General features: G+C 57.2%; 13 protein-coding genes. 10 read left to right on the top strand and 3 right to left on the bottom strand.

What is annotated here, in order from left to right; genetic code table 11:
• The first annotated feature begins 283 nt into the window (after positions 1–283).
• Together KBW81_RS07365 and KBW81_RS07360 are read left to right on the top strand one after the other, a co-directional pair.
• Entirely contained in the window at positions 284–1,537 is a 1,254-nt protein-coding gene (locus KBW81_RS07365) for a tetratricopeptide repeat-containing protein (protein ID WP_254248856.1), read from the top strand.
• A gap of 130 nt (positions 1,538–1,667) precedes the next feature.
• On the top strand, positions 1,668–2,102 hold the full coding sequence (locus KBW81_RS07360; protein WP_254248855.1) for a TIR domain-containing protein: 435 nt from the start codon (positions 1,668–1,670) through the stop codon (positions 2,100–2,102).
• Positions 2,103–2,463: 361 nt separating this feature from the next.
• On the opposite strand, the gene KBW81_RS07355 is transcribed toward KBW81_RS07360, so the two are convergent.
• Entirely contained in the window at positions 2,464–3,540 is a 1,077-nt protein-coding gene (locus KBW81_RS07355) for a hypothetical protein (protein WP_254248854.1), read from the bottom strand.
• A gap of 755 nt (positions 3,541–4,295) precedes the next feature.
• Between KBW81_RS07355 and KBW81_RS07350 the strand changes: the two genes are divergently transcribed.
• The 5 genes from KBW81_RS07350 to KBW81_RS07330 all read left to right on the top strand — a co-directional run bounded on the left by KBW81_RS07350 (position 4,296) and on the right by KBW81_RS07330 (position 12,535).
• Complete coding sequence (locus KBW81_RS07350) at positions 4,296–4,835, top strand: hypothetical protein (protein WP_254248853.1); 540 nt, start codon at positions 4,296–4,298, stop codon at positions 4,833–4,835.
• Positions 4,832–5,269, top strand: a complete 438-nt coding sequence (locus KBW81_RS07345) for a hypothetical protein (protein ID WP_254248852.1) — start codon at positions 4,832–4,834, stop codon at positions 5,267–5,269. The genes KBW81_RS07350 and KBW81_RS07345 overlap by 4 nt, the downstream gene beginning before the upstream one ends.
• A gap of 720 nt (positions 5,270–5,989) precedes the next feature.
• Positions 5,990–6,337 (top strand): recombinase family protein, encoded by a 348-nt coding sequence (locus KBW81_RS07340; protein ID WP_254248851.1) that lies wholly within the window; start codon positions 5,990–5,992, stop codon positions 6,335–6,337.
• A 33-nt stretch (positions 6,338–6,370) separates the two neighbouring features.
• Positions 6,371–8,074 carry a recombinase family protein gene (locus KBW81_RS07335; RefSeq protein WP_254248850.1) on the top strand — a complete coding sequence of 568 codons (1,704 nt, stop codon included), beginning with the start codon at positions 6,371–6,373 and terminating at the stop codon, positions 8,072–8,074.
• Between the two features lie 642 nt (positions 8,075–8,716).
• Positions 8,717–12,535 carry a hypothetical protein gene (locus tag KBW81_RS07330; RefSeq protein WP_254248849.1) on the top strand — a complete coding sequence of 1,273 codons (3,819 nt, stop codon included), beginning with the start codon at positions 8,717–8,719 and terminating at the stop codon, positions 12,533–12,535.
• A 138-nt stretch (positions 12,536–12,673) separates the two neighbouring features.
• On the opposite strand, the gene KBW81_RS07325 is transcribed toward KBW81_RS07330, so the two are convergent.
• On the bottom strand, positions 12,674–15,262 hold the full coding sequence (locus KBW81_RS07325) for a trypsin-like peptidase domain-containing protein (protein WP_254248848.1): 2,589 nt from the start codon (positions 15,260–15,262) through the stop codon (positions 12,674–12,676).
• 84 nt (positions 15,263–15,346) lie between these two features.
• On the bottom strand, positions 15,347–17,128 hold the full coding sequence (locus KBW81_RS07320; RefSeq protein ID WP_254248847.1) for a peroxidase family protein: 1,782 nt from the start codon (positions 17,126–17,128) through the stop codon (positions 15,347–15,349).
• A gap of 224 nt (positions 17,129–17,352) precedes the next feature.
• Between KBW81_RS07320 and KBW81_RS07315 the strand changes: the two genes are divergently transcribed.
• The 3 genes from KBW81_RS07315 to KBW81_RS07305 are packed head-to-tail and all read left to right on the top strand — an operon-like array spanning position 17,353 to position 21,523.
• Entirely contained in the window at positions 17,353–19,008 is a 1,656-nt protein-coding gene (locus KBW81_RS07315; RefSeq protein WP_254248846.1) for a hypothetical protein, read from the top strand.
• 1 nt (position 19,009) lies between these two features.
• Positions 19,010–19,960, top strand: coding sequence for a phosphatase PAP2 family protein (locus KBW81_RS07310; RefSeq protein WP_254248845.1), 951 nt, complete (start codon positions 19,010–19,012; stop codon positions 19,958–19,960).
• Between the two features lie 3 nt (positions 19,961–19,963).
• Positions 19,964–21,523: a S8 family serine peptidase gene (locus KBW81_RS07305; protein WP_254248844.1), complete on the top strand. Its 1,560-nt coding sequence runs from the start codon at positions 19,964–19,966 to the stop codon at positions 21,521–21,523.
• The last annotated feature ends 80 nt before the right edge of the window (positions 21,524–21,603 follow it).

Genomic DNA, 21,603 nt, shown 5'->3' with positions numbered 1-21,603 from the left:
CAAAAAGGGCGGGAAGCCGACTTTAGCTGCGAACTCAAAATTCCATTTTACCCAAGACGAAAGCAGCCACTCATTGCCAAACCGCAGAATATGCCGTTCAGGCAAGTTAATTTTTGACTTAAACGGCTTATCTTGAGATAAGGCTGCTTGGCTTGTGGTTACCCCATCAAAATATATACCCCGATCTCTTTTGGCCTCGACATCCTTAGTCGGGTTGTCAACACTAACGACCTGATGGGTGGGTTGTTTTGATAGTCAAAAATAATATTGAAAGGTTTACGCTATGCCGGATGAAAAAATCTGTTTTGTTGTCATGGGTTTTGGAAAGAAAACTGATTTTGAATCTGGGCGTACACTAGATCTGGATGCAACATATGAAGCAATTATTCAGCCTGCAGTGGAAGAAAATGGTCTACGATGCATCCGTGCAAACGAAATACTCCATTCCGGTGTGATCGATACAAAAATGTATGAAATGCTTCTGAGAGCTGACTTAGTAATAGCTGACATTTCGACAGGCAACGTCAATGCAGTGTATGAGTTGGGTGTTCGTCATGCCCTTCGTCCAAAATCTACGATTGTAATGAAGGAATCTGTAGGGAGGCTACACTTCGATCTGAACCACGTTAATACATTTCAATACGATCATATGGGCGATGATATAGGGCACCGTGAAGCGGTGCGTGCAAAAGCTGAATTATCCACGTTGATCAAGGCATCTTTAGCTGAAACAAGTCCAGATAGTCCTGTTTACACCTTTATTCCAACGCTTAGAAATCCATTGCTATCTGATGAAGAGTACGAAGCCTTGCTAAATAGAGCAGAAGAATTAGAGGAAACTTATGTAGCTCACATTGAAAGGGCAGAAACTGCCGCGAAGGACTCAAAACACCTTGAGGCAGCAAAATACTTTGGCCTCGCTTTGAAAATGAGCCCGGGTGACTCATACTTAGTTCAACAGCTTGCCCTTCACACTTACAAGTCGAAATATCCATCCGCTTGGTTGTCGCTAGTGAAGGCCGCTGGGGTTTTGGAAGCCTTGTCTCCTAAACACTCAAATGACGCGGAGACCCTTGGTATTGCCGGGGCCATCCACAAAAACATGTGGTTTTTAAATGATGACATCGAGACCTTAAACCTAGCTCTCTCATTTTATGAAAGGGGCTTTGACCTTAGGGGGGACTACTACAACGGTGAAAATGCGGCAACTTGCTTCCAGATACGCAGTGAAGTTCAAGACGACTCTCGTGAGGCATTGTTTGATAGAATGTCAGCAAGAAAAATTAGAGCTGAGCTGGTTGTCCATTGGGAAAGTGTTGTTTTAGATGATGAATTTGATCAACGATCAGATCAGATGTGGATTTTCGCAACTCTAGCTAATTGTCTATTTGCTTTGGGCGAAACAGATAAGGCAAGCGAATATGAAAAACTGTTTATTGCCGAGGAGCCAGCTCAATGGGCCTTGGAAACCTATGCGAGCGGAAAGGAATTTGCATTGAGCGGCCTAGACAAAACCGAAACCGAAACCGATAATTAGTGCATTGTAATTGGAAGCTTGGTTAATGCCAACTATTGAGTAAAAGTTAAAATTGTTAGATCCCACTTCATTTCATCACTTCGTAGATTGACGTCTGGGTATGAGAGTAACGTTTTTAAGGAGTTATAATATGCCGACCTATAATATTTTTGTGAGCCATGCTTGGAGCTACAGTGAGCGATACCATGGTGTCATAAAACTTCTTAATACTGCAAAGGGAAAATTTTCTGACTTTGATTATGTTGACTACAGCGTACCAGCGCATGATCCACTCATTGACCCTAATGAAGAAGTAGGGAAGAGGAAGCTAACAGAACTTTTGAAGGCACAAATTGCTAAGGCAAGTTCAATTATCGTTCCTGCAGGTATGTATGTTAATCATCGTTACTGGATCCAAAAAGAGATTGATTTGGCAAAAAATGGATTTCAAAGTCCGAAACGTATTATTTCTATCCAACATCGATCGCAGCAAAGGTCCCCACAGAGTTTGATTGAATTATCAGATGTTGAAGCCAAGTGGGGAAGCACTTCATTAGCCAAGGCAGTAGCTGGGTTATCAGATTAATATTATTAAATACTATCTTTTTTTGGATTTAGTGTTTAAATCGTGATGTCTGATGCGTCCCGCTTACTCTCAACCATGAGGCACTTGACGAAAGTCAAAATCCTTCGCTAGCCCCCAATAGCGTTAGCTTCATTGCAAAATCTTTATGAAGGCTACTCTCCACAAACGAAAACTCATCAAGCATTTCATCCTCAAAACATGAACTGGAAAGGCTCCTTTTGGCAAGCTGCAACGAAGCAAAGCTTTTGCTTATCAAAGCCGGCTTGGGGCCGGCAGTTCTTGAATGCAAAACAATTGGGCTGATCCGAACACGAATCCCACGTTCCCAGCGCTCAATATCATTGAAGTCCCCAAAGAATAGTTAATCCATCGGTGGGATCACATTGAGGCTGTCAATCTTTTTGCGTAATCGCTCTTGCCACGACGCGCCGACCGCAGACTTTCCATGGCAAACGTCAAGAAAACGTTTCATGCGATCATTCCCCCAAATTGCCATAACCTTACTCCAGTTTTGTTCTACGCCTTCATATGCACGGCGGCGAATGCCAACTTCTAGCGCTTCGACACTTTCTAGAACAATATCGAGATTTTCAGGACATAGCTCTGTAACGCTATTTACAAACCTGCGCTGAGTTCCAACATCGTCATTATTGTTAGCAATTTGAGCAAGTTCACGAAGCAGATCATCCTTCATCGGCAACGGAACCAGAGATGGCAAAATGCTAAATCCAAGCCTTTGCACGCCTTGCTCATCTGACCTGCAAATGTCCAAAAGAAAATCTTCGTCCCTGAGGTTCTCTAGTGCCAATCGCTTGATCGCTGTTTTCCTAGATAACTTGTTTTCTTCTAGCTCGTCGGTTGCCAAGGAAATTAGTTGTTCAATTTGACGTTCTGTGAGCTTTCCTGATTTTGAGAGAGATGCTAGCATCGTGGCTCGCTGATTTCGAAGAGTTAATACTTTTATCCCAAATCCGAAAATGTGCGAGAGATTTCCTCGGAGCTTATCGGCAAATGTATCGTAACCAAATGTGACGACAGTGAATTCATTTATAGACATTTTACGTAATACATCAATCATGAGTTGATCGTTCTTGTCTTTAATTAATTCAGAATCTGAAATAGCGTCCAGCAAAGTATTGTAACGAACCCAGGTTTTTTCGAGCGCAAGCACAACAAACGGTTTCCCCAAAGCCAGCGCTTCGTCAAGTTCCTCATTCCACGTAATTGATCCGTAATTCTCTAGAATGACAAATACACAGACATCAGCCATCGCAACTGTCGCACGTGAGTTTTCAGCCCAACTCGAAGTGGCGGAATTAATGTGCATTATCGTTCCATCCCGATAGAACCAAGGGGTCGCCCCAAAGCTCGCAACGACAGACTTAAACATCGGCTCAATAGCTTCAGCGTCATGCGCCCCACAAAGCATAATTTCCAAATAATTTCCTCCCAAATAAAATGAACACATCACCACTAAAAAGTAAGCATCAACGCAGCCCCCGATTAAGCGGCGTTTGCAGTTTCTGCGTCACGCGCTCCCGCATCAATCATAGTCTGAAGGCTCAATGTTTTGAAACACCTGAAAGAACTCACGGCGCACATCGCAAGCACGGGTCGAATAGCGGCCTGGATCTCCTTCCGAACGATAGCCAGGGTGGTCTAATCGTAACCCAAGAAATGGCATTGGCAAACGCTTTTAAAAACGAACGTTTTTGACGACATCCAATTGTGCGCTGTCAGAGGCCTTACATTGGAAGGGGACATTAGCGAGAACGGAGCCAATGGCCGCTCCGTCCGCTGGCTGACCTTTTAGCCAAGCAAATGCTGCGCGATGCACGAAGGTCTGCAATCACGAGCTGCGCTGCAGCATCACGAATAGCCGGTGAATGGCCGGGGTGGGCCGCTAGCGGCAAGTCTGCTTCGGGTCGCTGCCACTATTGCTTCCGCTGTTGGTAAATGCAGTGCCCCTTAAACAAAGGTTGTAGAAGAACGGTTTCGCGCACTGAGCGCGAAGTCGAGAGGGACACCCTCTCGACGCTCTCCCGCCACACAGGAAGGAAATCAAAGCAAGGAAACAGGGCCAGTCCCTTCCGTCGTGCGCGCGCCTTGTGACGCGCACGACGGAAGAACCCGGCCGATAGAGGAAAGGGGTTGATCGGGCGCGTCGGACATCCATCAGTTAAGGACCCGACAATGCTCGACACGACAGCACTCAATCTCGCAATGACCCCGGCCTGGCAGGAGCACCTGTCGCCTGGTGATATCGTAAGCTTCCGCTTTCCGGTGCGGATGGCCAAGCCCGGCGATACTCCTAAACCACGTCCCTGCCTCGTCCTCGAGATTGAGGAGATGGCGGGCCAGCGCTTTGCGCTGATTGCCTACGGCACCAGCTCGCCACGGCGGGCCAATTGTGGCGAGGAAGTTCATGCCCTGAATGCGGAAGATTACGCCGCCTTCGGCCTCGACCGGCCAACGCGGTTCATTGGCGCGAGACGGATAATGGTCTCGATGAACAGTGCCGGTTTCATTCTCAACTGTGATATCGCATCTCCCGTGCTTGGAAAGCTGTCCGGCGGTCCCGCCGAGCGATTGCGCACAGTCCGCGCCCGCATTCGCCAGATGCAGGCCGCGACAGCAGAGCGTCTCGCCGACCGACGGCGGCAACGCACAGCCAACTTCGTTGTCGAACGGCGCAGGACCAAGCGATTGATGCGCGCTGGAGGTGAAGTATGAGCCCGGATTGCACCGTCCCCGAGCCTGCCGACCGCGTGACCGGCCTCATTGAGCTTGCCCTCGGGCAAACTCGGCAGGCGCATACCGCCATCCTCGATACCATCCACCCTAATCTGCCTCCGGCGCGGCGGCTCGGAGCTGAGCGCATGATGCGCCTGCTGGAGACCAGCGGCATCTTCCGCGTCCCGGTGCTCGACGAACTCGATGCGCTGATCCGGCAGGTCGAACTGGAGATTGCCAACGGCACATCGGAGACCTTCCGCCCGAATGAGAGTGACCCAGCCGAAGGGCATGTGGAGCGTGTCCACGATGCCTATGCGCTGGCACTGGAACCCGCACAGGACGCCCTACGCCTCCTGCACCGCCGGATCACTGACGTGATGGACGCGGTGGAAGCGCAGCGGATCGCGTCTGCACTTATCGCGTCCGACTAAAGACCGGCGGCACCTAACAGGGTGCCGTCCTTGAGGGCCACTGCGGCCCGGCTGGCGTGACTGGATCGCCCGCCCAGCTGGCGCGCCGGCGAACAATGCTCCGTCGCTGCTACGACGATGCCGGCGCGCCGACCTTTACTCACTGGAGAACGTCGTATGTTTTACCTGCCCCGCCGGACCCGCATCTGGATGCGACGCCATAGCGTGTGCGTTCAGCGCACAGCAATCGTCCTGCTATTGGTCGCACACGGGGCGCAATTACTCAGGTAAGGTGTGCGTCCGCAGGTTGCCCTGCGGACGCTATCGGCCACGGTTGTGCGAAGGATCGGGTGGGCGTCCACCTTGTCGGTTGTTTGAGGCCCGAACAGGAAAGGACTCCGCCGATGCCGCTCGACAGACTGATAGACCTTCTCGCAGAAGCCGCGGTCCGCAAGCTCTCGCAAGAGCGGGAGAAGCAGGAAGCGACACTTGACGCGATATCCGTTTTTTGCCCGTCTCGGCTTGAATTGCCACAACATTTCCGCAATCTCATTCGATATATCAGGCGAATGGTTCATTGACGCCACAACCCTGACGCGCGGAACGCCGCTGCGGCGAGGCCAAGCATCATCGACCTACGATGGGCGAAGGTCCGTCATCCGATCAATACTGGCGACAACCACGACCGTTTGCCTGGCCCCCCCCGGGACTGGGCTGACTAACAACTAAGAGGAGGTCACCATGACCGAACCCACCATTGCAGCGATCTATCTCCGCTCTGGCACCTTTATCCACACCACCTCCGCTGAACAGCTCTCCCGTTGCCAAGCCTACGCGGCTGCCCAAGGGTGGCAGATCAGCGAGGTGTTCGGCGACGACGGAGTCAGCGGCACACAAGACAGAGCAGGCTTGCAGGCTCTGCGAGCGCATCTGCAAGATGGGGAAGCAAGAATCGTTCTTGTCGATAATGTCGGGCGTCTGTCACGCGACCCCGACCTCCTCGGTGTCTTCTACCGTGATTGCGAACAAGCAGGCGCAGCCATTTTTACCGTCGACGGACGGTTCGACATTAAATCGTTTGTGGGGTGAGCAGCAGATGAAGATTGATCGGAGGCAACAGCAATGACCCAACATACCCGCCCTGACCCGCGCCGCGTCGCGATCTATGCCCGCTATTCGACGGATATGCAGAACCCGATGTCAGTGGAGGACCAATTCCGACTGGCTGAGCGCTACGCGGCACGGGAAGGTTGGGTGGTTGTCGAGCGCTTTTCAGACCGTGCTATCAGCGGCACGGCGAGCTATGACCGTGCAGACTTCCTACGACTGATGGACGCGCTCATCTCGAAGGACCGCACCTTCGACATTGTGCTGGCTGAATCCCTCGATCGCATCTCGCGAGACCCCGAACACCTGGCGCGATTTAACAAGCTCGCCAACCACGGCAGAGTTGAGATACATACCGTCGATCGCGGCAAGGCAGACGCACTGGCGGTCAGTCTGTCCTCGCTCTTAAGCGGGATGTTCCTGGAGAGGCTATCCGCCAATGTCCACCGCGGGATCGAGGGAAACGTTTCGCGAGGACTGAGCGGCGGAGGGCGCATCTACGGCTACAAGCCAGGAACCGACCAGCGAGGGTTCCCAGCAAAAGGTGAACTCGCAATTGATGAGATCGAGGCGGCGGTCATCCGGAGCATCTTCAACGACTACGCCGCTGGTATTTCACCGATCAAGATCGCGAACCGCCTGAACGATGAAGATATTCCGTCGCCGTCGGTGGGATCGAAGCGCAAATCATCGGGACATTGGAAGCAGAACACGATCAACGGGAACACCGCCCGCGGCACAGGTATCCTGAACAACGAGCTCTATATCGGCCGTCGGATCTGGAATCGGCTCACCTACCGCAAAGATCCGATCACAGAGAAGAAGACCTCGACACTGAACCCGAAGAGCGCGTGGGTGATCTTCGAACGGCCGGATTTACGCATTGTCGATCAGGAGCTCTGGGACGCCGTTAAGGCGCGTCAGGTTGCGATGAAGAAGCGGACGTCCAAATTAGAAAGCACTGATCGCAATCACCTGTCCACTGGTCAGGCGCTCCGGCGCCGCAAATATCTGCTGTCGGGGCTGCTGCAATGCGGCAAGTGCGGCGGTAACATGACCGTAGCCGGGGCCGCCGAATACAAGGCCTACTACTGCGCGAACGCCAAGGAGAAAGGCCCGAGCGTCTGCACAGGCTTCCGGGGCCTGCGCGACAGTATTGCCCTGCCCCTCGTGCTCTCAGGCCTGCGTGACGAACTGATGCAGCCCGACGCCTACGCAGCCTTTCAAGAGCGCGTGCGCGTGGGGTTGGATAAGGACCGGGAAACAGCCGCGGACAGGCTGCGCATTCACGATTTGCGCGTGCGGGAGCTAGAAACGGGGCAGCGCAACCTTGTCGCCTTGGCCCGACAGGGCTTGGGGTCCCAATCTCTCATCGATGAGCTCAGGGGAATCGAGGCTGAACTAAAAAGCCTTGAGGGTGCGCGCGACAAGATCGTTCCGGCGGAGGTCGTGCTCCCGGACAACCTGCCGGTTCTTTATCGCGAGTTGGTCGGTGATCTGGCCGCAACCCTCTCAGATGAGGCTGTTTCCGTTCGTGCTGCCGATCAACTCCACGAGATGGTGGATCGGGTCATCGTCGATTGGGACGCGGAAGCGAACGGCCACCGCCTGACAATCGAAGGCAACTTATTGGAGATGCTGCGCAAATCGGCCCCGAGTGGACTCGGGGCCGTATCTGGCGCGATTTTCGCGGAAGTTGGTTGCGGGAGTAGGATTTGAACCTACGACCTTCAGGTTATGAAGCCGGCGAGCCCACGAACGCAGTCAAAATAGTATGCCTCCCTCCTCGCGCGTCGAAAAGGTTTTGGGAGGTAGCATGTGGTTTGATACGCGGTGCGATATCAACAGTGATCAGACATTATTTATACTTTCCAGTATATTACAGTAATTATACAGACGGACTGTCTCTGCACCGACCATCCCTTTTCTATTGGTTTTCATGGGTCACTTAACGCGGCCCTTTTGCTGTGTTTTCCAGCCAGAGGTGCGTTTTGTATTCGCGCTGTTGATTTTTATGCGAAACCTTTTCAGGGCCCGGCACAGTTTCCATTGCGAATTGACCCGTGTGCCCCGTCCACCAGCGCTGCCACATCTTGCAGACTGGCAAAGACGGCTTCCGCTGCGATCTCAGTGACGCTCTAGCGGCGCGTATTGCGTTTCTTGATCGCCACGTGCGGGCATCCAATTCTGACTTCGATGTCTGGAATGAAATCTGCTTTGCTATCCGAATGGATAACCGGCCTGACCTTCTGCATCAGTCACCAGCCGTTTGCCAGTCTGCAGAAACGCATGCCAATCGGCGATCATAAAGGGCGCCAATCTGCCTACAACTGGGCAGCGCTGTACCGAAAGAGATTTGCCATGCTTCGCTACCGCCGTAGTCTCCAAGACCCGCGTCTTGGCGCGCGATCCCGCGAAATCTTGGTGCAAGGGGTCGGTGCGATCCATACAGATTATGCAGGATTGGTGCCCACCGCGGCTCTTGACGTTATGACCAAGGACCAGCTGGCCGATGTGGCGCTGCGCGATGCCGGGTCAAAGAACCGCCTTTTGGGGTTTAATTCCTTTTTTCACAAAATGAGGAAGGCGGCGACCAAGAGGGTCCTGATTATCCTGCAGGTGCTTTTGCTGTGCAGCACTGCGCATGGTGTATCGGCGCAAACCGTTATCCTGACCGAAGATTTCGGCTCTGGGGCCATAAATCCGGGGCCTGAACTGGCGGCCGGGATCACGACGCTGTGCTATGAAAATCTGACGGGGATCTGCGACCGCTACATTGGTGGTGATCCAAATGTCGTGGATGATGGTGAGTACACGATTGCGAACGATCCCTCGGTGGCGTTCCCCGGGGCATTCCGTTCAATGCCTGACCATACGGGTAACACAGATGGTCGAATGATGGTCATCAACGCCGAACTGCAGCCCGACGTGATGTATTCGCGAAGTGTGACCGCGCCTTTGATTGGCAACAATCGTACAATCACGATCTCGGCTTATCTGGCAAATATCAACACCGTTGGCACCGCAGATTATTGCGGCACCACCCCAGGCGGCTACATTTTGCCGAATGTCACGTTTCAGGTTCTAGATAGCAGCGGAACTGTTTTGGGCGCTGTGGATTCGGGTGACATTGCAATTGAAAATAGCAATGTTGATATCTGGAAGCTGAATAGCGGCACGATCTTGATCCCGGACGGTCAGACCAACTTCGCGACCCGGATCATCAATAACGCACCTGGCGGCTGCGGCAATGATCTGGCGATTGACGATGTCAGTGCTGTTGTTGAGGTGGTCCCGCCGCCGTCGCCCGCGTTTCCATCGGGTCCCGGCCTGTCGGCCAGCGCCTGCAATGTTACAACCCCTACCGGCAATGCGTTTGCCGACATCGGCATGCGCTGGGACAATAACGGAAACATAAACGGATCAATCGACCGCACGGACCTGTTTTCAGCTATTGGATCGCAGTCGGTATCGGGGTTGACCGCTGTGAATAACCTGAACGACCTAAACATCGATCGCAATTCAGTGCCCGCCAGCTTCAGCGCATCCTCTTATGTTGCCTATAACTTTACCACGCAGGCCTATACGAACACGGTAGAGTTGTATGGTATTGGCGTCGCCGGATATGCGGCGACCCAGCCGTGGCACAACCAAGCGTCAGGCGTCTATAAGTTCGCAATTCAGGTTGACGATGACCCTGCCTTTGCAAGTCCGCAAACTTTGCTGGCAGACACGCAGATGAGCAATGGTGACATGCCGGGTGCCGCCGCGGGTGTCTTCGTCCAAGATTTTGGAACCGCGATCTACAATTTCGGGCATTACGATGCGTCGGGGACAGTTGTGACCCTGGCCCCTTCAACAACGTATTATGTCCGCGTTTATCCATTTGATGACACGGCGTCGGGCAAGGACGATCAGCAGCCTTATGCGGATATCGTGCTTTGGGACGACTTCATGCTGAAGGCTGTCAGCTGTACAGTGACCCAAATTGACGCGGCGGACGACGATTTCAGCGCAAACCCAATCGAAGGCAGTATCGGCGGGACCGCAGGCAATGCCTTTGGCAACGACACGTTTAATAACAACCCAATTGATCCTGCGCTGATCGACACCGCGGTTGTCACTGCGGCGACACCTGCGGCGCCGGGCGCTTTGGTCCCGTATCTTGCAACGTCGGGCGCGTCCGAAGGCCAGGTGATTGTACCAGCGGGGACCCCTGAGGGGACATATACGATCACCTACCAAATCTGCGAGACGGCAAATACGGCCAATTGCAAATCCGCAAATATCACCGTCGTTGTTCAGCGCGGCGGCGCGATTTCGGGCCTTCTTTACGAAGATCTGGACGGGTCTGGCGCTTATAACGGGGCAGAGCCGACGCTTCCCGCAGGCATCATTGTCACGCTTTACAATGACAATGGCTCACCAATGAATTTTGCCGATGATACGCTTGTTGGCACGACAGGAACGCTTGCCGATGGCACCTATGGCTTTGATCCCTTGCCGGCTGGCACCTACCGGATTGCGTTGGACAGCGCTGATCCGGCCATTCCTGCGGGGTTGATTGTCAGCACCGCCGCCCCGCTGATATCGGTCGCCGTCGCCGTCGGAGCGACCACCACAGGCCAAGACTTTGGCTTTATCCTCGGACAGGCTGACCTTTCCGTCACCAAACAGGCCCGGTTCGCTGTCGATGCCAGCCCGATCACCGCAGCCTTGGCAGGCGCGGCGGTGGACTTTGTCATAACGATCACCAACGATGGTCCCGCCGCGACGACGGGTGTTGTCGTGCAGGACAAGCTGTTGTCCGGCTTTGCCTATGTGCAGGACGACGCGGCATCCAGTGGCACCACCTACGATCCAGGTACCGGGCTTTGGGTGGTGGGATCGCTGGCACCGGGCGCTTCGCAGGTCCTGACCATTCGTGTCACGATGCTGGCCACTGGCGTGCACACCAACACGGCCGAGGTGATCGCCAGTGCGCTGGCAGACCCCGATAGTGATCCAGACGTCGGTGCCGCCACAGACGATCTAAGTGACGGCATTGCGGATGACGACGAGGCCACAGTGACGATCGCGCTTTCGCCCTCGGGACAGGTGCTGTCGGGGCGGGTATTTTTGGACAATGGCGCAGGCGGCGCCGCGGCGCATGACAATGTTCTGTCCGGCACCGAACTCGGCACAGACAAAGCTGTGGTGACGCTTCTTGACGCCAGCGGCGTCTTCCTTGCCGCACCCGCGCTTGATGCGGCCGGTCAGTGGAGCCTTGCACTGCCGCAGGGGTACACCGGGGCTGTGACGGTTGTCGTGACGGCCACAGGCGGGCTGATCACTGTATCAGAAACCGCGCAGGCGCTGCCCGCACGCGTCAATGCCGATCCGTCGGACGGTCAGTTCACATTCACGCCTTTGGCGGCGACGGATTACGCCGGTCTAGACGTCGGTCTGATCCGTGAAGCCAGGTTAACCAAGTCTCAGGAGGCCGCGATTGGTGCGGGCCAAGTTGTGACGCTGCGCCATGAATACATAGCCGGCAGCACCGGAACGGTCAGCTTTGCCTTAACGAATGTCACGACCCAATCTGCAGATGCCTTTGCCGCGACATTGTTCATCGACACGAACTGCGATGGCACACCGGACACTACGCTCAGCGGGCCGCAACTGGTGTCGGTGGGTACCCAGCTTTGTGTGATCGCGCGGGTGGCGGCAAGCTCCAGCCTTGGCGACAACGCGGCTTATGCTTTCGATGTGTCGGCGGAAACGATCTATACCGGGATCGCGGTGCGGGAAACGGACGTGAATACCGACCGACTGACCAGCACATCGGGAAATGGTTACCTTGTGCTGACCAAGACCGTGCGCAACGAAACCGAAGGCACGCCAGAGGACCAGTCTAACAAGGGATGGGTTGGCGATGTGCTGGAATACCGCATCTACGTCACCAACCCTAGTCAGGAAATGGCCATGAATGTGGTGATCCACGACCATACCCCAGCCTATACCCAACTGGCCGAAGCCGTGCCGTCGCCGCTGCTGCTGGGACTGTCGCTAAGCTGTACACTTGCCGCGCCTGCGGTGAACAACGCGGGCTATGTCGGTGCCTTGCGCTGGGACTGCACGGGGCCCTTTGCCCCGGGCGAGACAGGCTCGGTCAGCTTCAAGGTCGCAATCGCACCATGACCGCAAGACCTGCGTGCGGCATTCAATCCAAGCCTTTGGTGGATCGGGGTCAGCCTATCTAGGCTGGCCCCGATGTCGAGTTTTATCAAAAGCGCTGACTTGGGCAGCTGGAGCGTTAACCTGCAGCACATCTTTATCTTATACCGGTCTGTCGACCGTTGGGGCCAACGCAATTCCGATCGTCAGTTGAAGTGGGATGACGGTGGTTCCGTTGACGTCCAGCGGGGATAGGCGTGCACCTTCCGGGGCGCGCACCGGGATACTGGGTCTTGCCCCATTGCGGCGGGCCTCGCAGTCGGGACACGTTTTAGGCGGTTTATGGATAAAGGCCCCGTTGGTGTTGGCCTCTTCCGAAATCCGCAGAATATCGCGCACAAGGTCCGCGCCCGGCTCGCCCCGCGCTTCCAACTGTGCGGGCAACGCCGTCAGGTGCCGGATGATACGCGAAATGCGAATGCCTTCGTTGGCGACCCACTTGATCGTGCGGCCGTCAGGGTCGGTCTCTTCATTCCAGACGGTTTCGTCCAAGGTGACGATCTGGCCGTTGCCATTCACCGCAGGCACGCCAGAGTGGTGCAGCGCAATCACTTCCCAACGATCGCTGAACACCGGCGATCCGGAAGACCCGGGTTGCGTATCGCCGGTATAATGGGCGACGTGATCATCGTCCTGCGGCAACGCGCTAAGAAGGCTTTCGCGGAAAACGACCTGTTTGCGCCCTCCTAGGGGATGCTGGACAATATTGACGGGCTGCCCCTTTCGGATTTTGCCCTCTGCACCAATCAGCGGCAACTGTCCGCAATCGCTCAGCAATGCGCCATCCAGCGCGACAGGCGCAACGGCGACGATGGCCATATCAAGGTCCGCGCTGGCATAGAACAAACGGTCCGGTTCAAGCTCGAAGACGTGACCCGGCGCTTCGCGGCTATCAACTTCCAGCTCGAACATGAATTGGACGGACGCCGCACGCGCCTCTTGCGCGGATCGCAAAACGTGTTGGTTCGTCATCAGGATACCCGGTGCAATCAGGAACCCGGTGCCAAAGCCGCGATGGGTGTCCCGCGTCACAATGCGACCGACAGATGCCGCGGCGACCACCGCGCGTTTGACGAACATCACGCTTAGGAATTCCTCGGCCTCTCCGATGATCCGTTCTAGAAACGCCCTCTCTGCCGCTGGCAGCGCGTCGCTTTGGGAACTTACCTGTCCGGTCGTGCGCACCGCAGTTTCAAGGTCGGCCACGATGCCGGGATCGGGACTGCGCTGTGAGGCCTTAACTTGGGTCAGCAGCCGCTCGGTATAGGCTTTCAGGCGCGGCGCGCTTTCCGTTTCAAGCGGTTTGGCGCTTGCCATCTTGGCCACGACGTTGTCGCGTTCTTCTTTCGATCCGTCCCAACGGGTTCGTGCGGCCTTAATCACGCTGACCGGATAGTTGTATGACGGACCGGTTTCGGGTGCGGTGCCGATCACGGCGGTGCGCGGCGGCGCGTCATCGTCCGGCGCCCAATCAGACGACAGGAAAGAGCCTGCAAAATCCGTTTCGCGCACCGGCGGCTGCGGCACATCGCCGAACCTTTGCGCGGCAAGGCTTTCAGCGCTGATCTCGACTCCCGCAAGGCCTTCGGTTGTCACCAAAGGACGGGTCTGCGACAGGTGCGCCGTTTGCCCAGTGCCGATCAGATCAATGGTCGCAGCGATGACATCGCCGCGGTTGCACAAGCTGCCGTGGGTGCCCCGCGTGTAGTAGCGTGTGATACCGTCGGTTTCGGCCAGATCACGCGGCACGGTGCCGTCACCGTCACGCTTCATTTCAAAGACAAAGCCATCTGCGCCGCGCCGCGCGCCCACCACCGTGTCTTCTGACCAGCCGACGATCTGGGTAAAGCGGTCATCAGGGCGTTGCAGACCGCCCGCCCCTGCCCGCGCCGCCGTCAGCGCCGCCTTAAGCGGCCTAACAGTCCCGCTGGGCCAGGTTGCCGGCGCAAAGTAGTCCGCGTCAGGCCGCTTCGCATGATCAGGCAGCATTTCCAGCAGGCCGGGCATATGGCGCAACACATCGCTTGCGATGTCGCGCGCGGTGTTGCCCAAATCGATCCCGGCGATGGCGCGCAACGTACCGTGCGACAGCGCCAGAATCTCGAGCGGCGCGTAAGAGCCGTGGTTCGGTGTGCCGAAGGTGATGACCTGCGACACGACTGATCCGCCCGGATCGCCCGCGGCCATGGCGCGGGCCACCAGCCCGCCCATAGAGTGCCCTAAAAGCACGACATCACTATATCCTCTTGCCTGCATTTGCCCCAGCAGCGCGTTGCCCGTGTCGGCAGGCGATAGCCGCCAGTCGTAAGGCAGGAAGGACGCGTCATAGCCCGCAAGGGTCAACCGCAACCGCATGCGCAAATAAGGCGCGAAAACGGTGCCTGTCGCGGCGATCACCGTGTCCGCCGTGGCGGGCCACAGCTTTCGCAGACCGCCGCCGAGGATATCGAAGGGATCGATCCAGATCAGATCCTGCAAGCCGTTGCTGACAACACTCAGCCGCGAACCCATGATTCCGGGCAGAATGAACACCTTGCGCCGTGCGCGTTCCAGCGCGGGTGGCTGGCGGCCAATCGCGTTCGCGAGCTGGGACAGATCCTCGTACAAGGCATCGCCGAACTCGCGGCGCAACTCGGGCTCTTTTTCGCCGCTCCGCAGATAGGTTTCGATTTCCGTGTCTGAATATTGCATGTTGAGAGCCTCTTGATTGCCGCGCGCAAAGGAGTGGTGCGCCCTACCCGCACAGGGAGGGTGGCAGGTCAGGCGCTGTCATCGTCACTCCATGACGATTGCGAATTTCATCCACTTTTCGATGCTGTCGACGGGGCTGCCGTCGGGCATGCGAAGCGGACTTTGTGAAGGTGAAAAGTCGCGGGACAACGCCGATTCAGGGTCATCGAGCAAAACGCCGATAAACGTGCTGGCGACGATCCAACTGCCCAGCGGCCCCATCCGGTCGCCCGGCGTGCCTTCGGCTTCTGCCAGACAATAGAACCACAGCGGCGTGGCGGCGTTCAGGTTCGCGCCATCGTTGCGCAGGAAATCCACCAGCGGATCGTTGCCGCTGATCGTAGCGGACACATCCGCAATCGGGTCCGTCGCAACGGCCCCGACCGCCTTAAGGTGGGCATGCAGCGCCTGCCCTGTCGGCAGCCGCAGGCTCAGACCGCGCCGCAGATTTCGGCGCGCAAGGTGGCGGAACATCTTGTGCAGGTCCGATCCCGCCGGATGCCCCCCGCCTTCGTTGACCATATCGCCCAGTGGCGGGGCAAGACTGGTGTCCACCGCGCGGGTGACGCGCTGGTTACCCCCGTCGGTAAAAGAGGTATCGGCAGTCACAAAACGCGACCAGTCGATGATCCAGTTTTGCGGAATGGCGTTGTTGTTTAATCCAAATCCCGCGCCAAGCCCGCCGCCGCCAGTGAACGCAAAGATCTGATCGAACGGCGCCTCGCCGTTGGGGCGACCAAAGGTATTGTTGTAGTCATAGGCCCTGCGCACCATCGAATGCCCGAACCGGTAGGCTGCGGCGGAAAATTCAATCGGTATCGCATTGCCAAGCGTGCGCGTGCCGTTGCGCGCGGCATAGGCTGCGCGAAATTCAAAGAAATGGCGCGCGCGATTAGCAAGGATGGTATCGACGACATCCGGGTCGCACATCGTTTTCAGGAAGCCTTCGACCGCAAGCCATTGGTAATGCAGCGTCGTCAGAGTCTTGGCTGCATCGAAATCGGCGATCCAACCGGTGTCGTTTTCGGCTAGGAAATCGACGACTTTGTTGTGAAACCGCAGCACGCTGAGGTGGAATTGCGCGACGATGATGTTTTCATCGTTACGCATGTCGCCAATAAGCGCGCGTTTCGGCAATCCAGCTTCGAATTTGGCAAAACCGGCATCATCCATCTGCGCGCGCGCGATGGCCAGCATCGCATCACGCACCCGTTGTGCGACTTGGTGAAAGCGCGGCAGATCGCGGTGGCGGTCTAGCCCGTCGGGCATGTTGCCTTGCTGCACCGCCGATCCGACGCGCATCTTGGCCGGGTTTGCGGGGTGACGCATGCCGCTGCTGACGGTCGCGGCGTGGCGTTGCAGATCGTCTGACGCGAACACTCCGATAGGCACACCCCCATAAACGCTATCAAGGTCGAACCGCGGCGTGCGCGCGTTTTTCAGCAAACGCTCGATCTCCGCGCCGGTCCGCGTTGGTGCGGGATTTTCGATGCGGGACAGATCGGTTTCACGATCTGTCCGCGCCGTCAGCTCGTGGTCCAGAAACTGGCCCCAATAGGTCATGACCGGCGGCATTTCCCCGTCCGGGGTGTCGACGCCGCGGGCGGGCACCATCAGATCGCCCAAGCGATCCAGATCATCAACCGCGCCGGATGCCAAATAGTCCGAAGGATCGTCGCTCGGCGGCAAAAGAAAGCCGAAGTCAGCCGCCTCGTCGACACCGATATCACCGTCGGCGGGCAGCAGCGCTTCAATCCGCACATCGCTGCGGGCGCGTGGCTGGGTCTTGCGGTCAGGGCCGCCATGAGACTGAAGAATGATTGCCATGTGAAATCTCCTTAATGAAGGGAAAGCGCGTCGTTTAAACAAGCGCCTGCCCCCCAAACGCTAGATCCCGGGGCGTCTGTGCTGTGAGTGAATAAGGTGTGAATTAAGTGTGAACGCCCAAAGCCGGGTATTCATCATGGAAAAATTGACGTAAGGTCAGCCTGTATTCAGATTGCAGAGTTTGAGGTTCCCGACAGCGAAAGAATTGTTCGGAAAGGCGAAACTTGCCCAATGCGAGATTCCACTTAACGCTCTTTGGTGCGGTTGAATTGCATGCACCATCAGGGGATATCGTCACGCCGCGCCTGCGCAAGTCGCGGGCGCTATTGGCGTATCTGGCCTTGTCAGGTGGCCGCCGGATCGAACGCGCAGCGCTGGAACAATTGCTTTGGGCCGACCGGGCACCACGGCAGGCGCGCGATAGCCTAAAGCAATCGCTAAGTGATATTCGCCGCGCGTTTGGTGATGCCAGCCCCTGTCCCCTGCGGACCCAAGGGGGGGCCGTGCATCTATCGATGGACCGGATCAGCGTCGATGCAATGCAAAGCGGGGTCGTCAACGCGCCGCAGCTTTTGGAAGGGATCGACATCGATTCCGTGGCGTTCAAGGCTTGGCTGGCCCAGCAGCGCCGCGCGCTTGACCCGGCACACAGCAATAGCGGCCCGGTCGCCGCGATTGACGAGACATGGCGCAGCACACCCCGCCGCTTCACGATCGAAATCGCAGCGTCTTGCGGCGCGAACGGCGCGCCCCCCGATCCCTGTCAGTCAGCCGTCAAGGGACTGATGACGATGACGCGGGACTGTCTGGTGCGCGGATTGGATCAAACGGGGTTCTTTGAACCGGTGATCGCGGGATCCGTCGGCAGTGCTGCCCCCCCGGACCTGCGGTTAACGGCAAATGCCTACGTCATCGGCAACGATGTGATGATATCCTTGGCGGTGACACGCATGGATCGCGGCACACCGGTTTGGGGCTGGCTTGAAAACATCACCTTACCAATCCGCGATTCCTCTCGGATTTACACGCTAATCGCGCGGTCCATCGAACAATTGTGCGATGCGGTTTGGAAGGAAAACCAGAAATCACCCTTTGCCGCGACCAAAGGCCCCGCGCTTGCTGCATTGAATGCCATTCGGCTGATTTCCAGGCTGACACCGGAAAACATCGCCGCCGCAGAAGTCGCGTTAAATGACGCGATGGACGGCTCCACGGCGCCGTCCCTTTATGCATGGCGGGCCTACCTGACGGCCTATCAGCTGGAAAAGAATAGCGGTGCCAACCTTGATGGCCTGCGCGATATTGCGCTGCATTACTCGGCCCACGCTATGGAAATGGACTGCAACAGTCCGCTGACCCGCGCGCTGGTGGCGCATGTCTACGGATTTGTGCTGAAAGATTGTGACCGTGCACACGAACTGCTGGGCCCTGTGCGCGGATTGGTCGGGCAGAATGCCATGCTGGCCGATACGGTCAGCCTCGCGCACTTTTATGCCGGTCGCTACGACGAAGCCGGCGCCCACGCGCAGCTGGCCGGCAAGCTGGGGCGGTGGAATCCGATGCAATATGCGTTCACGACAGTGCTGTCCGCCAGTCAGTTGATGCTTGGGAAATTCGATGACGCCATCCTGAATGGCAAACGCGCGCTTGCGCAGCATCCGCCGGGGATCGGGTTTCAATATGAGCCGACCCTGCGCACGCTTGCGGCCGCTTATTCTTTTGCGGGCCGAAAAACCGAAGGCCGCGCCGCGATTGATGTGTTGGAACGGCAGACCGGCACAGACACCAACGAGACGATGAAAGACCTGCCTGACACCTTATTCCCCAACCCGGACGTCTTTCACCGGGTCCGCGACGGCATCAGAGGATTGGGACTTTGACATGACATATGACATTCCAGAATTTCGCCTGACCGCGAAGGGGGACCTGTTTATGGGCGAAAGGGCGGCGCACACAGCGGCAGCATCAATCCCGGACGACACAAGCCCCGACGACACCGCGGCCCCTGCCCTGCGGTCTTTCCAGCTGCAAGCAACTGCGGTCCAGATCAGCAACGGTGCCGCGCTGTCGCGTTCGCGCAGCCGGTCACGGTCCCGTTCGCGGTCCAGATCACGCAGCCGCTCGACGACTTTTGTGCAGGCCCCGGGCACCGACACAGAAGGCGGCGTGACGCTTGGCAATGCGATTTGGGAAGAGCTTCGCGAATTGACGCTGTCGCGCTTTCCCTTCGACCGCCCCGGCGCGCTGCCATGGGAAAACCTGCCGCTACCGCTGCCCCCCGGCCCCGAACACACGCAAAAAGAGGTCCTAGACCTGCTTTACAAAGAGGCGGCGCTGGCTAGTGATCCGTTACGGCAGGCCGAAATTGTCGATCAGGTCTCGTCCGCGCGCTATTCGGAAATCCTGCATCCGCTGGGCATCACGGACCCGGCGAATGCCCCCGCGACGGCAGCGCTGATCGACACGGTTCTGAACATGACCGAACGCGTGGGATACGTCTATAAACGCAAGTTCGGGCGCGCGCGTCCCAATCAGGTCGCGACACACTTACGGCCGTTTCTGGGGAACCCCGCGCACGAAAGCTATCCGTCCAATCACAGTTTCCAGATGTTTTCGGTGGCTGAGGTCATGACGCGCCTGATGCCCGAACTTCCGGCCACGGTAGAGCTTTTCCATGTTGCGCAGCGGGTCGCCGAAAACCGCGAGATGGCCGGCATACACTACGCGTCGGACAGCATGGCGGGCCGAGAGCTGGCGCGCATGTTCGCGCCCTACCTGATTTATGCGTGCCGCCGTCTGATGCGCGACGCGCTGTCCGAATGGGGAGCTTGAGGCATGTCCGAACGTGACGTCTTTTATCTGTGGCATCTGGAACATCTGGGACTAATCACCCGCACGGCGGATGGCTGGTCTGCACCGCTGTGGGACGACGCAAGCTGCGGTGATGCCGTCACCGTCGCGATCATCGATAGCGGTCTTGATCCAAGGCATCCCAATCTAGAAGCGGCGCTGGTCGCGCCTCAGATCGACTTTGGCCCGCAAATCACCGGGGCCGTCTATCGCAGCGCAGGCTCGACCGTTTCTGCCCTGCGGCAGGCCCTTGCGACGTCGCAAGGCGACCTGAAAGAAATCGTGCAGCGCGTGCTGGCAGAGGTTCGCGCGCATACGGTGCGCGCTGGGCTGGATATCGAAAAACTTAGCGTGTTGCACGACGCAGTACAGGCTGCGGGCAACCCGGCATCCGCGGCGCAAGCGTTCCTAGAGGCCCTCTCTGTCCAGCCACCCGGCCATTCCATGGCTGATGCTGGCTTTGTCGACGCGGCGGCCAAGATTGCAGACCTTGACCTGGGCGCCGATCACAGCGCCACCATCACGGCCATGGCAGGGCAGATGGCGCGAGGTTACGCGCAGATTGATATGCAAGACCCGGCTGCGTTTTTTGGCGCGCATGGTACGGCATGTGCCGGGCTTGTGGGGGGCCGTCCGCCACGTGATCGGCCGCATGAATTCTTTAGCGCGCTGCCATACTACGGCGTCAATCCGTTCTGCCAGATCGCGTCCTATGCCACGCCGTACAGCCATGAAATCAAGCCCGTCATCAACGCGCTTCTGGCCGCATACTTCAGCGAAGCACCGGTCATCCTGATGCCGCGCGGTCTGCCCGACGTTGCTGCCCGCGCAGAATTGCCACCCAGCGCACGCCGCCAGACCCGCATCGAGACATGCAATAGCGCGCATCCGGAAACGCTGGTCGACGATGATCAGGCCAATCTGATGGGCCTTCGACGCGACCAAGAGCTTATCGAGGCGCTGCTTCTTGCGATCGCAAAACGGCGCTATGTCGTGCTGGCCGCCGGGAACGAAGGCCGGGGCAACATGCTGGCCTATCCGGCCAGCGCCGCCGGGCTTGTGGACAGCGCTATCGTGGTGGCGGCTGTGACGCGTGACGGCTTGCGCGCGTCCTATTCCAATGGTGCGCCCGCGCCCGCAACATTGCTACATATGGTCAGCGATGACGCCGAAGTTTTGCACCGCGACGACCAAAGGATCGACGCGGGCACCTTTAACGGAAGCGACTATCAGTTCGGCGATGTCGATATGGCCGCGTCCACCGCAAAATACGTCCCTTGGGCGCCCCTTAGCCTTGATGTGCGCGGACCTTATGGATTTGCGGCATCGTCGCATCGGGACGTCCCAGACTATGAGGACGGCGTGGACATCGCGTCGCTTTATACCTTGTTCGGGGGCACCTCGGCTGCGGCGTCACAGGCGGCAGGGCTTGTGTCACTTCTGATCCAAGCTGGAAAATTACCCGTGACGCCGACTGGTGGAGCTGAGCCCATTATCACCGCCATGCAAGCGGAAGGACTGCGCCACGTCCGTCCGTTGCCGTGACCTCACAAAGAACAATATGGCAGATCATACGCATCACCGCGCTGGATCTAGCGGTACAATCCGGGCGACTGGGGTCTGAC

Source organism: Loktanella salsilacus, assembly GCF_024206795.1.
GTDB lineage: Bacteria > Pseudomonadota > Alphaproteobacteria > Rhodobacterales > Rhodobacteraceae > Loktanella > Loktanella salsilacus.
This window is presented reverse-complemented; position numbering and strand designations above follow the sequence as displayed.